The 12,235-nt window shown below is 68.2% G+C and carries 11 protein-coding genes and 1 pseudogene; 7 read left to right on the top strand and 5 right to left on the bottom strand.

Annotated elements, in window-relative coordinates; translation table 11 throughout:
* Positions 1 to 66: 66 nt before the first annotated feature.
* Positions 67 to 1,344, bottom strand: a complete 1,278-nt coding sequence (gene egtA, locus ACFWF2_RS05220) for an ergothioneine biosynthesis glutamate--cysteine ligase EgtA (protein WP_379304796.1) — start codon at positions 1,342 to 1,344, stop codon at positions 67 to 69.
* A 134-nt stretch (positions 1,345 to 1,478) separates the two neighbouring features.
* Between egtA and ACFWF2_RS05215 the strand changes: the two genes are divergently transcribed.
* From ACFWF2_RS05215 to ACFWF2_RS05200, 4 genes and pseudogenes are all read left to right on the top strand, one after another.
* Positions 1,479 to 2,657, top strand: coding sequence for an aminotransferase class V-fold PLP-dependent enzyme (locus tag ACFWF2_RS05215; RefSeq protein ID WP_379304794.1), 1,179 nt, complete (start codon positions 1,479 to 1,481; stop codon positions 2,655 to 2,657).
* Between the two features lie 28 nt (positions 2,658 to 2,685).
* Positions 2,686 to 2,739 (top strand): annotated as a pseudogene (locus ACFWF2_RS05210) (hypothetical protein); the annotation flags it as partial.
* Positions 2,740 to 2,787: 48 nt separating this feature from the next.
* A complete protein-coding gene (locus ACFWF2_RS05205; protein WP_379304792.1) occupies positions 2,788 to 3,003 on the top strand; it encodes a hypothetical protein in 216 nt (71 codons plus the stop codon).
* 109 nt (positions 3,004 to 3,112) lie between these two features.
* Positions 3,113 to 4,756, top strand: a complete 1,644-nt coding sequence (locus ACFWF2_RS05200) for a fatty acyl-AMP ligase (protein ID WP_379304790.1) — start codon at positions 3,113 to 3,115, stop codon at positions 4,754 to 4,756.
* Between the two features lie 52 nt (positions 4,757 to 4,808).
* Here the strand turns inward: ACFWF2_RS05200 and pth are convergent, their stop codons facing one another.
* The gene (gene pth, locus ACFWF2_RS05195) at positions 4,809 to 5,387 is read right to left on the bottom strand and encodes an aminoacyl-tRNA hydrolase (protein ID WP_379304788.1); all 579 of its coding nucleotides are present in this window, start codon (positions 5,385 to 5,387) and stop codon (positions 4,809 to 4,811) included.
* A gap of 24 nt (positions 5,388 to 5,411) precedes the next feature.
* A complete protein-coding gene (locus ACFWF2_RS05190; protein WP_379304786.1) occupies positions 5,412 to 6,035 on the bottom strand; it encodes a 50S ribosomal protein L25/general stress protein Ctc in 624 nt (207 codons plus the stop codon).
* A 296-nt stretch (positions 6,036 to 6,331) separates the two neighbouring features.
* On the opposite strand from ACFWF2_RS05190, the gene ACFWF2_RS05185 reads away from it, so the two are divergent.
* Positions 6,332 to 7,972, top strand: coding sequence for a peptide chain release factor 3 (locus ACFWF2_RS05185; protein ID WP_379304784.1), 1,641 nt, complete (start codon positions 6,332 to 6,334; stop codon positions 7,970 to 7,972).
* Between the two features lie 23 nt (positions 7,973 to 7,995).
* Here ACFWF2_RS05185 and ACFWF2_RS05180 read toward each other — a convergent pair whose 3' ends face one another.
* Both ACFWF2_RS05180 and ACFWF2_RS05175 read right to left on the bottom strand, forming a co-directional pair.
* Positions 7,996 to 8,517 (bottom strand): nuclear transport factor 2 family protein, encoded by a 522-nt coding sequence (locus ACFWF2_RS05180; RefSeq protein WP_379304960.1) that lies wholly within the window; start codon positions 8,515 to 8,517, stop codon positions 7,996 to 7,998.
* Positions 8,518 to 8,811: 294 nt separating this feature from the next.
* Entirely contained in the window at positions 8,812 to 9,684 is an 873-nt protein-coding gene (locus ACFWF2_RS05175; RefSeq protein ID WP_229739660.1) for an Abi-alpha family protein, read from the bottom strand.
* Positions 9,685 to 10,062: 378 nt separating this feature from the next.
* Between ACFWF2_RS05175 and ACFWF2_RS05170 the strand changes: the two genes are divergently transcribed.
* Together ACFWF2_RS05170 and ACFWF2_RS05165 are read left to right on the top strand one after the other, a co-directional pair.
* Complete coding sequence (locus tag ACFWF2_RS05170; RefSeq protein WP_379304782.1) at positions 10,063 to 11,337, top strand: hypothetical protein; 1,275 nt, start codon at positions 10,063 to 10,065, stop codon at positions 11,335 to 11,337.
* The gene (locus tag ACFWF2_RS05165; protein WP_379304780.1) at positions 11,328 to 12,170 is read left to right on the top strand and encodes an Abi-alpha family protein; all 843 of its coding nucleotides are present in this window, start codon (positions 11,328 to 11,330) and stop codon (positions 12,168 to 12,170) included. Before ACFWF2_RS05170 ends, ACFWF2_RS05165 begins: the two co-directional genes overlap by 10 nt.
* The last annotated feature ends 65 nt before the right edge of the window (positions 12,171 to 12,235 follow it).

The following is a 12,235-nucleotide window of genomic DNA, read 5'->3' as shown; positions in this document are numbered from 1 at the left end:
AAAGGGTCACGGGATCAGCTCCGAACGAAGAGGGCGACAACGACATCGGGTCGGCGAGCGGGATCGTCACGATCCGTCATGTGCCGGCTTCGCCACGGTGAGCGGGCTGCGGCCGGACCGACATCGGCGGGCGGCGAGCGCCAATTCCTGTGCGGCGGTGACCGACCGGGCGTGCTGCTCGGCCAGCTCGAACAGATCCACTGCGGCTCGGCGCAATTGGGGGTCGTTCAGACCGGTGCGCGCGGCGCCCAGCCACTCCCCTGCCGTCGGGGCGGCGATGGCCGTCGCCTCCTCGACCACCGCCGGTGTCGACAACAGCGCGTCGACGACGTGGATCGGGGTGGTCCAGGTGTCGCCGGGCTGGGTGTCGAGGTAGCGGACCTCGAGGTGGCCCGCGGCTCTGACCGGCGGGAACAGGGTGGTCAGGTGATAGTCGAGGTCGTCGGTGCCCGGCCTGCGGCCCACCTCGTCGTCCAGTGCGCCCGCCAGCCAGTCGGCGAAGGTGGCGCCCGGCGGTGGCGACCAGTCCGCATCGCGCTCGGTGCAGCGCACACACAGCAGGGGCACGTCCAGCGCCCAGTGTGCGTAGGCGGCGATAGGATCGCCCCAGTCGGCGACCGGTGGGCGGGTGCGGGACAGGTCGAGCCGCAGCCAGGTGCGCATCCGCTGCGAGACCCACTCACCCTGCGGTGCGCCGTGCAGCACGGGCGAGCAGGCGAAGGCGGCGATCAGGGCCGGTCCGAGCGCGTAGAGCGCCGTCCAGCGCGCTCTGACCTCGTCGGCGTCGGCGCCCGCGTCGACGCTGACCTGGGTGGCGGCGGTATTGCACATCATGAGGCTGCCGAACGGGCCGACACTGTCGAACCGGCGTTCCATGGCGGCGTAGCGCGGGAGGCGAAGCAGTCTTTCGGCAGGTCGATCGGCATCGGCGGCGGCGGAGACGATGCCGATGCCGTGGGCGGCGAGCAGGTCCCGCAAACGGGCCGCATCAGCGCGCAGATTGTGCGTCAGCGCCTCGGTATCGGCGAACGGGGCGCTGGAGAGTTCTATCTGACCACCGGGTTCGAAGGTGACCATGCTCCCGCCGGGCAGGGGGGCCGCCGGCGATGCCGGGGCGATCGAGGTGGGCGCGTATGGCCCGAGGGCCGCTGCCATCAGCTCGAGCGAGGGGCGCGCACCGGTGGGCCCGGCGGTGAGCCACTCCAGTTCGGCGCCGATCAGCGCGGGTGGCCCGAGTTTGAAACAGACACCGCCGACATAGGCCTCCGCCGCCGCCCTGGACGATAGTTCGCCCTGGTCAGTGGCGGAATCAGGCCACGAAGAACGTTCCAGAGTGACCGCCATGCCAACCTCCGCGTGCTGTGTACTACCGGGGGAATTCGCGTGTTCATGCAACCGACTCATTCCAGAGTAGCGACGAGCACCGACAGGAAAAGTGACGAATTGGGGAACGCCTCGCCGACGGTAGGGTCGTCGCCATGATGGATCTCGCCGCGATCAGAGCCGCCACCCCCGGACTTGCCGCCGGACAGGTATTCCTCGACAGCGCCGGATCCTCACTGCCGCCGCGGGTCGTCACCGACACCGTCATCGGCCACCTGCGCCGGGAAGCGGAGATCGGTGGCTATCGTGCAGCTAACGAACGCCTCGACGATCTCGCCGCGGTGAAGGCCTCGATCGCGACCCTGATCGGCGCCACCGCGGACACCATCGCGCTCAGCGACAGTGCCACCCGGTCATGGGCCGATTTCGCCTACTCACTGCCCCTGCGCCCCGGCGATCGCATCCTGATCTCCGGGGCCGACTACGCCAGCAACGCGATCGCCGCGCTCCAGCGCGCCAAGCAGACCGGCGCGGTGGTCGAGCACATCCCCAGCGACGACACCGGCCGCCTCGACACCGACGCGCTCGCGGCCATGCTCGACGAACGGGTACGGCTGGTCTCGCTCCAGCACGCACCGACCAACGGTGGCCTGGTGAACCCGGTCGCCGAGGCCACCCGGATCGCCCACGAGGCGGGCGCGCTGGTCCTGCTCGACGCCTGCCAATCGATCGGCCAGCTGCCGATCGATGTCGCCGAACTCGGCGTCGACGCGCTCTCGGCCACCGGGCGCAAGTGGCTGCGCGGCCCCCGCGGCACCGGATTCCTCTACGTCCGCAGGGAATTGGCGCAGACGATGGAACCGGCCAGGCTCGACCTGCACAGCGCCGAGTGGGTGAGCGAGAGCGAATATCGCCTCGCCCCCGACGCGTCCCGTTTCGAATTCTGGGAATGCGACGTCGCCGCCCGCCTCGGCCTCGGCGCCGCCGTCGACTACCTGCTCGCCCTCGGCCCCGACGAGGTCTACGCCACCGTCGCCGAGCGCGCGGACCACCTCCGCAAAACCCTGCCCGAGCTGCCCGGAGTGACCGTCCGCGACCTCGGCACCGACCACAGCGGCATCGTCTCGTTCACCGCCGACAACCACAACCCCGTACACCTACGCGACCGCCTCGCCGACCACGCCGTCACCGTCACCGTCAGCCACGCCAGCTCCACCCTGCTCGACATGACCGCCCGCACCCTCCCCGCCATCGTCCGCGCCTCCCCCCACTACTTCGTGAGCACCGACGACCTCGACCGCTTCGTCACGGTTCTGGCCGACATCACCCGGTAGCCGTGCTCGCCGACGATGCGCCTGGGCAATTCACCCGGAGGGCACACGGTCGATCGACGGCAGGGTCTATCGTGGTCGCACCGGGGCGCTACGCGTTGCCATGGCTACAGGGGCGCCGGTGGTGCCCGTGGTGCTGGACGGAACCGACCGTATGAACCCTCGCGGTCGGAAACTGTTGCGTTTCACCAAGGTGCGCATCAGTATCCAGCCGGCGCGGCGTTATCCGGCAGCGGTTCATCGCGCCCAGGTCAGAGTGGCAACTGATCAGCTGATGCGGGAAATGTCAGCACTATCGGGTAGACCATATGTGGACCGCTACGCTGCCACCTTCGCCGCCGAGAACTGATCGGCGAGGGTGCTCGGGTGTCAGTCGGGGTTAACACCCGTTGGGCGGGCGGGGATTTTCTGTTGGGAGCACGGCCGTAACCGATCGTTGGCGTAAAGGGAGTCCGACGTTGAGCAGGTTCACCGACGAAATGTTTGCCACAGCGCTGACCAGCCCACGGGGGCTGGTCACCGGGGAACCGGAGGCGCCGCTGCGGCAGACCTGGGGGGAAATTCATCGCCAGGCGCGGCGAATGGCGGGTGGTCTCGCGGCCGCCGGGATCGAGCACGGCGACGCCGTCGGCGTGCTCGCCGGGCTGCCCGTCGACATCGCGCCGGTCTGCCAGGCCATCTGGATGCGCGGCGCATCCATCACGATGCTGCATCAGCCGACACCGCGCACCGATCTCGCGGTCTGGGTACGCGATACCGAAACCGTCCTCGGCATGATCGAGGCCAAGGCCGTCGTGCTCGGCGCGCCGTTCGCCGCCGCCGAACCCGTGCTGCTCGAACGCGGGATCACCGTGGTCAAGATCGAGGACCTGCACACCGGCCCCGATACGGATCCGGTGCCGACCACCGAATCCGATATCGCCCTGCAGCAGTTGACCTCCGGGTCGACCGGGTCGCCCAAGGCCGTGCGCATCACCCACGGCAACTTCAACGTCAACGCGCACGCGATGTTCAATCGCGTGAAGTTCCAGCTCGACGACGACGTCATGATCAGCTGGCTGCCGCTGTTCCATGACATGGGCATGGTCGGATTCCTCAGCGTGCCCATGCAATTCGGTGCCGAGGTGGTCTGCGTGACCCCGCTGGACTTCCTGGCGAGGCCGCTGCTGTGGGCGGAGCTGATCGACAAGTACCGCGGAACCGTCACCGCGGCACCGAATTTCGCCTACTCGCTGCTGGCCAGGCGCCTGCGGCAGGCCGAGCCGGGGTCGATGGACCTGTCCAGCGTGCGCTACATGTGGAACGGCGCCGAACCGGTCGACCCGGACACGATGATCGCGCTCGCGGAGGCGGGCAAGCACTTCGGGCTCAACCCGATGGCGCTGACCCCCGTGTACGGCATGGCCGAGACCACGCTGGCCGTATCGGTGCCCGACTGCGGCCACGGCATGGTGCTCGACATCATCGACGCGGATCTGCTCGAGGCCGTCGGCAAGGCGGTGCCGGTCGCCGAGACCGGCCACCACGGCACTCCGCGCAGGCTGCCGACGCTCGGCCACCTCGTCGACGATCTGGAGGGCCGGGTCGTCGACACCGAACGGCAGTCGCTTCCGGTCCGCACGGTCGGCATCATCGAATTGCGCGGTCCCGCGGTGACTTCGGGCTACGTGACCGTCGACGGGTTCCGGCCCGCCCAGGACGACGAGGGCTGGCTCGACACCGGCGACATCGGCTACTTCACCGACGCGGGCCTGATCGTGGTGTGCGGGCGGATGAAGGACGTCATCATCATGGGCGGCCGCAACATCTACCCGACCGATATCGAGCGGGCCGCGCTGCGCGTGCCCGGCGTGCGTCCCGGCAATGCGGTGGCGGTGCGCCTGGACGCGGGCGAGAAGCGCGAAAGTTTCGCGGTAGTGGTGGAATCCAACGACTTCCAGGAACCCGACGAGGTGAAGCGGATGGAGCGCGAGATCGTCCACGAGGTGTTCGCCGAGGTCGGCGCCCGCCCGCGCACGGTCGCGGTCCTCGGCCCCGGCGCCCTGCCGAAGACGTCGTCGGGCAAGCTCCGGCGCGCGGCCACCGCGGTCCACCTGCGCTGAAACGCACTCGGCGCGCCCTGGCGAATTCGCCTGGGCGCGCCGGGAGTTCAACTCAATGCAGTGAGTTCTGGGCCGTTTCCAAACCGACCTTCAGCAGCAGCTCGACCGCGTCGGCGGCCTGCTCGACGATCACCGGAACCTCTTTGCGCTCCGGCGCCGCGAACGGCTTGAGCACATAGTCGGCGGGATCCTGGCGCCCCGGCGGACGGCCGATACCGATCCTGGCGCGCAGGTACTCCTTGGTGGTCAGCGCCTGCGAGATCGACCGCAGGCCGTTGTGGCCGCCCTCGCCGCCGCCCTGCTTGAGCCGGATCGTGCCGAACGGCAGGTCCAGCTCGTCGTGCACGACGATCACCTGGTCGACGGGCACCGAGAAGAACTTCGCCAGCGCGGCCACCGGCCTGCCGGACAGGTTCATGTAGGTGCGCGGCTTCGCGATCAGAATCTGGCGCCCGTCCAGCCGCGCCTGCAGCAGGTCGGCGCCGGACTTCTTGTGCACGGCAAAACGGCCGCCGACGCGCTCGGCGAGCACGTCGGCGACCAGGAAGCCCACGTTGTGGCGGGTGCGCTCGTATTCGGGGCCGGGGTTACCCAGACCGACCACGAGCGCGGGCCCGGAAGATTCGGTCATCGGCCGAACCGTGGTGCGGGAGTCTTACTCGGACTCGGTCTCGGCCTCCGCGGCCGGCTCCTCGGCGGTAACGCCTTCGCCTTCGCCCTCGACCTGCGCGGCGGACGGCGCGGCGATCACGTTGACGATCAGCGCCTCCGGGTCACCGGCCAGGGTGACGCCGGCGGGCAGCTCGATGGAGCCGGCCAGGATCTGGGTGCCCGCCTCGATGCCCTCGACCGAGATCTCGATCGACTCGGGCAGCTTCAGCGCGTCGGCCTCGATGGACAGGGTGGTGGCTTCCTGGGTGATCAGGGTGCCCGAAGCGGCATCGCCGGTGACGACGACGTTGACGTCGGTGGTGACGCGCTCGCCACGCTTGACGATCAGCAGGTCGGCGTGCTCGATGTAGCGGCGGATCGGGTGGACCACGACCGACTTGGTCATCGCGAGCTGCTGCTTGCCGTCGACGACGAGGTTCAGGATGGCGTTGGTGCCGTGCTCACGCAGGATGGCGGCGAAGGCCTTGGCGTTGAGGTTCAGGTGCTGCGGCTCGGCCTGGTGGCCGTACAGCACGGCGGGCACGTTGCCGTCGCGACGGGTACGGCGAGCGGCGCCCTTACCGAATTCGGTGCGGACGGCGGCTTCGATCTGGTTCACGTCGGACATGACTGAATGCGCTCCTACGGCTCTTCCGGGCTGGTCATTGTGGCGACCCATCTGAGGGGTCAACGTCTACTCGTCGGACGAAGAACGAACGAGGACGACCGGGAAGGCCGAGCCGCGTCGATCACGGTGAGCACCACCACCAGGGGCAACTCACCCTCGCCGAGACAACCCGACAACCATACCGCATCCACATAGCCCGGAAAAACCGGGTCACTTCGGCAGAACACCCCGTCGACCTCGCCGGACCGGCGACCTTTAGGCTTTATAAGTTGCCGACCACTGCGAAAGGTTCTGCGTTGACCGAGTCCGGAGATAGCGCCGCCCCCACCCCGCGCGGACTACCCGCCGAGGTCGCGCGCCGCCGCACGTTCGCCGTGATCTCGCACCCCGACGCGGGTAAGTCGACGCTGACCGAGGCGCTGGCGCTGCACGCCAGGATGATCTCCGAGGCGGGCGCGATCCACGGTAAGGCAGGCCGCAAGTCGACCGTGTCGGACTGGATGGAGATGGAGAAGGCGCGCGGCATCTCGGTGAGCTCGACCGCGCTGCAGTTCAACTACCGCGTCGCCGGGTCCGATGTCGACAATGTCATCAACCTGGTCGACACCCCGGGCCACTCCGACTTCTCCGAGGACACCTACCGCGTGCTCACCGCGGTCGACGCCGCGGTCATGCTGATCGACGCCGCCAAGGGCCTCGAGCCGCAGACGCTGAAGCTGTTCCAGGTCTGCCGCCACCGCGGTATCCCGGTCATCACCGTCATCAACAAGTGGGACCGCCCCGGCCAGGCGCCGCTGGAGCTGCTCGACGAGATCAGCGAGCGGATCGGCCTCACCCCCACCCCGCTGTTCCTGCCGGTCGGCATCGCCGGTGACTTCCGCGGCCTGCTGCGCCGCGGTCCCGAGGGCGAAGCGAGCGAGTACATCCACTTCACCCGCACCGCCGGTGGCGCGACCATCGCGCCGGAGGAATCGCTGACGTCCGCCGAAGCCGAGGCGCGCGAGGGCGAGGCGTGGACGACCGCGGCCGAGGAGAGCGAGCTGCTCTCGGCCACCGGGCAGGATCACGACCAGGAGCTGTTCCTGGCCGGGCAGACCTCGCCGGTGATCTACGCCTCGGCGATGCTGAACTTCGGTGTGCGCCAGCTGCTGGAGACTCTGGTCGCGCTGGCGCCGGCACCGGGCGCGCGGGCCGACGTCGCGGGCAAGGACCGCGAGACCGGTGATCCGTTCAGCGCGGTGGTGTTCAAGGTGCAGGCGGGTATGGACACCGCGCACCGGGACCGGCTGGCGTTCATGCGGATCGTGTCGGGCGAGTTCGAGCGCGGCATGGTCGTGACGCACGCGCAGACCGGTCGCCCGTTCGCCACCAAATACGCGCTGACGGTGTTCGGCCGCGAGCGCACCACCGTCGACACCGCCTACCCCGGTGACGTGGTCGGCCTGGTGAACGCGACCGCGCTCGCGCCGGGTCACACCCTGTTCGTGGACAAGAAGGTGGAGTTCCCGCCGATCCCGAGCTTCGCCCCCGAGCATTTCGCGACGCTGCGCGCGCAGAGCGCGGGCAAGTACAAGCAGTTCCGCAAGGCCATCGACCAGCTCGACTCCGAGGGCGTGGTCCAGGTGTTGCGCAACGACGCCCGCGGCGACCAGTCGCCGGTGCTCGCGGCGGTGGGCCCGATGCAGTTCGAGGTGGTCACCGCCCGCATGCAGGCGGAGTTCAACGTGGAAACCCAGCTGGATTTCCTGCCCTTCACCCTGGCCCGGCGCACCGACGCCGAATCGGCGCCGGAACTGGATCGTCAGCGCGGTGTCGAGGTGTTCACCCGCACCGACGGCGCGATCCTGGCCCTGTTCAGCGACAAGTGGCGGCTGCAGTACATCGAGAAGGAACACCCGAAGCTCACGCTGGAACCGCTCGTCGCGACCGCGGACTAACTGGTCAACTGTCTGAGTCGGCCCTACGCGGCCGGTCCGGGGTTGCGTTCCACCGAGGAGATGTGGTTCTCCTGCGCGATCATTCCCCAGCGGCTCGCGGTCAGGCGCAGGCTGGGCAGATCGCTGAGCGAGAGCACCACCTCATAGGTGCGCTCGTAGCCGGTATGCGAGATGCGCCAGTGGCCGTCCTCGCAGCGGACGTAGCGGTCGGTGTAGAAGGCCGCGCCGCGCAGACACATGTTGTGCTCGGGGATGATCACCGTGTCCGCGAGGTACCAGGTGCCGGTCGCGGTGTCGCCGACGACATCGATCTCCGGATGATCGCAGCGGTGCTCGGTGATGACATGCGGTCCGAGGGTGTTGCGCAGGAAGGCCAGGAAGGCCTCACGCGATTCGAACTGCAGGTATTCGCTGTAGGTCGCGGTCGCCTCGGGGATCAGCGTGTCGGCGAACTCGTCCCACGACTTGGTGTCCAGCGCGCGCAGGTAGCGGAACTTGAGCCTGCTGAGCGCGATGAGGTCGTCGGGATGATCCGGCGGCCGCACGACCGGTTCCGGCTGCTCGTCGGACGCATCCTCGGGCAACTCCGCGGCCATCCGGTCCTCCCCCGTCTCCGGCCCGGCGACCAGCGGTTCGTCGCCTCCGGGTAGCAACGGACCCGGCCGCACCCATGCGGGCGCGACAGGATCGTCGACCCGCACGTCGTTTGGTGATCCGGACCCCTGCTCCATGTCTCCACGATCCCACTGAAACGCGTGTAGTGCGCGATCTGTATCAGATCGCTATCACTGCCGACACCGGAGCGTGACCTCCGGCGCCGGAGCCCCGCGCTGTCTCAGCTACCCGATGGTGAAGCAGGTACGGCAGAAGTCCTCGCCGAACTCCGACAGGCGCAGGCTCTTGCGCACGATCTTGGGCGCGCGGCCCGCCTTCTTGAGCGCTTCCTCAACCACCGGCTGCACCTCGAGCACCATGTAGCGGCTCAGCACCACCGGGTCGTCGGAGGTGAACGTCAGGCCGAGCCGGTTGAGGTTGATCAGGTAGGAGCGGGCCCGGTCCGGGTAGCGCACGCCTGCCTGCTCCGGCACCGAGGTCAGGTCGCCCTGGACCAGCTCCGAGCCGATGCCGAGCGGCCGGTTGGTGCGCACGTCGACCGAGGGCTGCGGACCGTTGAGCGCCATGAACCGCAGGATGCGGGCCTCGTCGGGCGCGATCTCGTCGAGGATGCGGTCGTAGGCCGGGTGCACGTCCTCGGTGAAGTACACGTCGGCCGAGCGGGCCAGCAGCGCGTCGCCGCGGCGGCGCAGGTCCTCGGTGCTGGCCGAGCGCAGGTATGGGCCGACGGTGATGGCCTGCTGGGTCGACCCGTTGGGCGTCGGCACATAGCTGACGATCTCGCGCACCGACCCCTCGGTGACGCCGAGCGCACTGCGGGCGATGGAGCGCAGCGCGTTTCCGGTGCGCTCCGCGATATCGGCCGAGGACTCGCCGTCCAGAGCCGCCTGGGCCAGTTCCTTGGTCACCTCGTAGGTGGTGCCGACGGCCCACTGGCTGCCGCGCACCGCGGTGCCCGCGGCCAGACCCGCGGCGCGGAACACGCCCCGGATCAACCGGGCTTCGTTGCTGATCTGTCGCTGCTCGACATCCGAGCTGCGCTCGACGGCGCGGGTACCGGCACGGGCCAGGTCCTGTCCGGTCCTGTCGTCTGTCACGTCCTACTCCGAAGTCTCGCCATGTGAACTTCTCGCTCACAGATTATTGCCCGACCACGCCTCAGGCACAGTGCATACGCAACGCGCCCCCTGAACGCGCCGATTGTGGCCTGTCACCAACTGTGGTGGTGCTCATTGTTCCGACTCGCCAGGGCGAGTACGGCATTCGGGACAGGTTCTGTGACTGATGTCTCAGACACTACCCTGTGGCCTGGCGCACGACGAATGGACCCAGTTCCGCAACTCACAGTAGGGTCACCTCGCCATGGGGGTGCTAACTTTGGTTGCCGGTGAAGGAGGTGGTCACCGGATTACGGCAGGAGGGTGTCGTTGTTGGAGAGTGTGTTCGGGTTACACCCGACACTCCTGCTCGAGATTGTGACCATTCCTCTTTTCACAGGAATCATCGGTTACATCACCAACTGGACCGGCATTTTGATGCTGTTCCAGCCGATCAAGTTCTATGGCGTCAAGCTGCCGGGCCTGCGCGCCGTCTTCCCGTACCTGCCCAAGCGGATCCAGGTGTTGCCGCTGCTCAGCTATGACGGCCGGATCGGCTGGCAGGGCATCGTGCCCTCGCGCGCCGACAAGATGGCCAGCATCGCCGTCGACAAGGGGCTGTCCAAACTGGGCAGCGTCTCCGACTTCTACCGTGAGCTCGATCCGGAGAAGCTGGCCGAACATCTGGCCGATGTCGCCGACGCGCAGATCAGCGACATCGTCGAGGTGATCCTGCGTCGCGAGCACCCCCAGCTCTGGTACAACCTGCCCACCCAGGTGCGCGAGATGGTGCATCAACGGGTGCGCTCGCAGCTGCCGGAGATCCTGCGCGAACTCACCATCGAGCTCGGCACCAACATCGATCAGCTGCTCGACGTGAAGCAGATGGTCATCCGCTACTTCCAGGCCCGCCCGCAACTGCTCAACCAGTTGTTCCAGGTACTCGGCGCCAAGGAACTGCGGTTCATGCAGAACTTCGGCTTCTACTTCGGCGCGCCCTGCGGCCTGCTGCTCGTCCTCGCGCTGCACACCACCGGCCTCTCGCCGCTGATCGTGCTGCCGATCGGCGGCATCATCATCGGCTGGGTGGTGAACTGGGTCGGCATCAACATGATCTTCGCGCCCGCGCTTCCCAAGTGGTGGTGCCCGTGGCGGCAGGGCCTGCTGATCAAGCGTCAGCCCGAGATCACCGCGGGTTACGCCGAACTCGTCTCCACCGAGGTCGTCACCGTCGCCAACATCGGCGACGAACTGCTCAACGGCCCGCGCTCGGACCGCACCCTGCAGATGCTCGAGGACACCCTGCGCCCGGCCGCCGATCGCGCGCTCGGCCCGGCGAGGCCCGCGGTGAAATTCATGCTCGGCAGCCGCGAATACGATTCGCTGCAGTCCACGATCACCGCCGAGGCCATGACGATCGCGCCGATGGCCTTCGCCGATCCCGCGTTCAATGTCCAACAGGGCAGGCAGGTCAACGAATACATCGCCCGGCAAATGTCCGCACTTTCCCCGCACGACTTCGTGGACATGCTGCGTTCGGCCATCAAACAGGACGAATGGTTGCTTTTTGTCCATGGCGGCGCGCTGGGGCTGCTCGCCGGATACGCTCACATCCTGGTCTTCGGAACAGGAGTAGCGACGACATGGATGTAGACGACGGGACCCCGTCCACCGAGCTGGTGCGACGGCCGGTACCGCCGATCGAAACCACCGGCGACAGACGCGGCGTGCTGCCCGTCTCGCCGGTGCGCACAGTGCGTGCCGCGACCGGTGTCGCGCGGGTCGCGCTCACCGCGGCCTCGGGCATGACGCTGTGGACCCTCGACACCGCGCTCGGGGTGACCGTCACCGTCCTGCGCGGCAGCATCGCCGGTAACCCGCCCAAGGAAGTCCTCGCCGAGGCCGAAGGCGAAGTGCGCGACCGGCTCCGGCACGCGCTCGGCCTGCCGACCGGCGGCGAACACGACAGCGACCCCGGCACGCCGACCCTGCGCGAACAGGGCGCCAAACTGCTGCGCCTGTCCGCCAGTACCCAAGCGTCCCAGCCGGATACACACCCGGCCTATCCCGGCATCCTCGCCGAGATCACCCCGGACGAGGCACGGATCCTGCGGTTCATGCACGTCGACGGTCCGCAGCCAGCGCTCGACGTGCGCACCGGCCGTCAGCGCGCGTTCGGCGGCGAACGCCTGATCAGCGGCCTGACCCTGATCGGCGAGCACGCCGGCCTGCGGTTCCCGAACCGGGTCCCGCAGTACCTGTCCAACCTGCGCAGGCTCGGACTCATCGAGTTCACCCGCGAACCGGTCGGCAACCCCAGCCGCTATCAGCTCATCGAGGCGCAGGAACAGGTCCGCGACGCCATGAAGCGCGGGTTCGGCACCAAGGTGAGCTACCGCAGCATCCTGCTCACCGAGTTCGGCGCCGACTTCGTCCAGACCTGCCTGCCCGTAGTCATCAGCGACGGCCGAGAGACCGCGACCTAGTACCGCGCTGAACGTTCACTTTCCCGCCGATCGGTCGAAACGGTCTGAGCGTTCGGTGAATGCTC

The sequence above is a fragment of the Nocardia sp. NPDC060259 genome, from assembly GCF_042728775.1.
Taxonomy (GTDB): Bacteria; Actinomycetota; Actinomycetes; order Mycobacteriales; family Mycobacteriaceae; genus Nocardia.
This window is presented reverse-complemented; position numbering and strand designations above follow the sequence as displayed.

What these genes read in the sequence shown, in the direction of transcription:
- ACFWF2_RS05215 (WP_379304794.1), top strand. Translation starts at nt 1,479, where the DNA reads ATGATGGATCTCGCCGCGATCAGAGCCGCCACCCCCGGACTTGCCGCC.
- pth (WP_379304788.1), bottom strand. Translation starts at nt 5,387, where the DNA reads ATGACCGAATCTTCCGGGCCCGCGCTCGTGGTCGGTCTGGGTAACCCC.
- ACFWF2_RS05190 (WP_379304786.1), bottom strand. Translation starts at nt 6,035, where the DNA reads ATGTCCGACGTGAACCAGATCGAAGCCGCCGTCCGCACCGAATTCGGT.
- ACFWF2_RS05165 (WP_379304780.1), top strand. Translation starts at nt 11,328, where the DNA reads ATGGATGTAGACGACGGGACCCCGTCCACCGAGCTGGTGCGACGGCCG.
- egtA (WP_379304796.1), bottom strand. Translation starts at nt 1,344, where the DNA reads ATGGCGGTCACTCTGGAACGTTCTTCGTGGCCTGATTCCGCCACTGAC.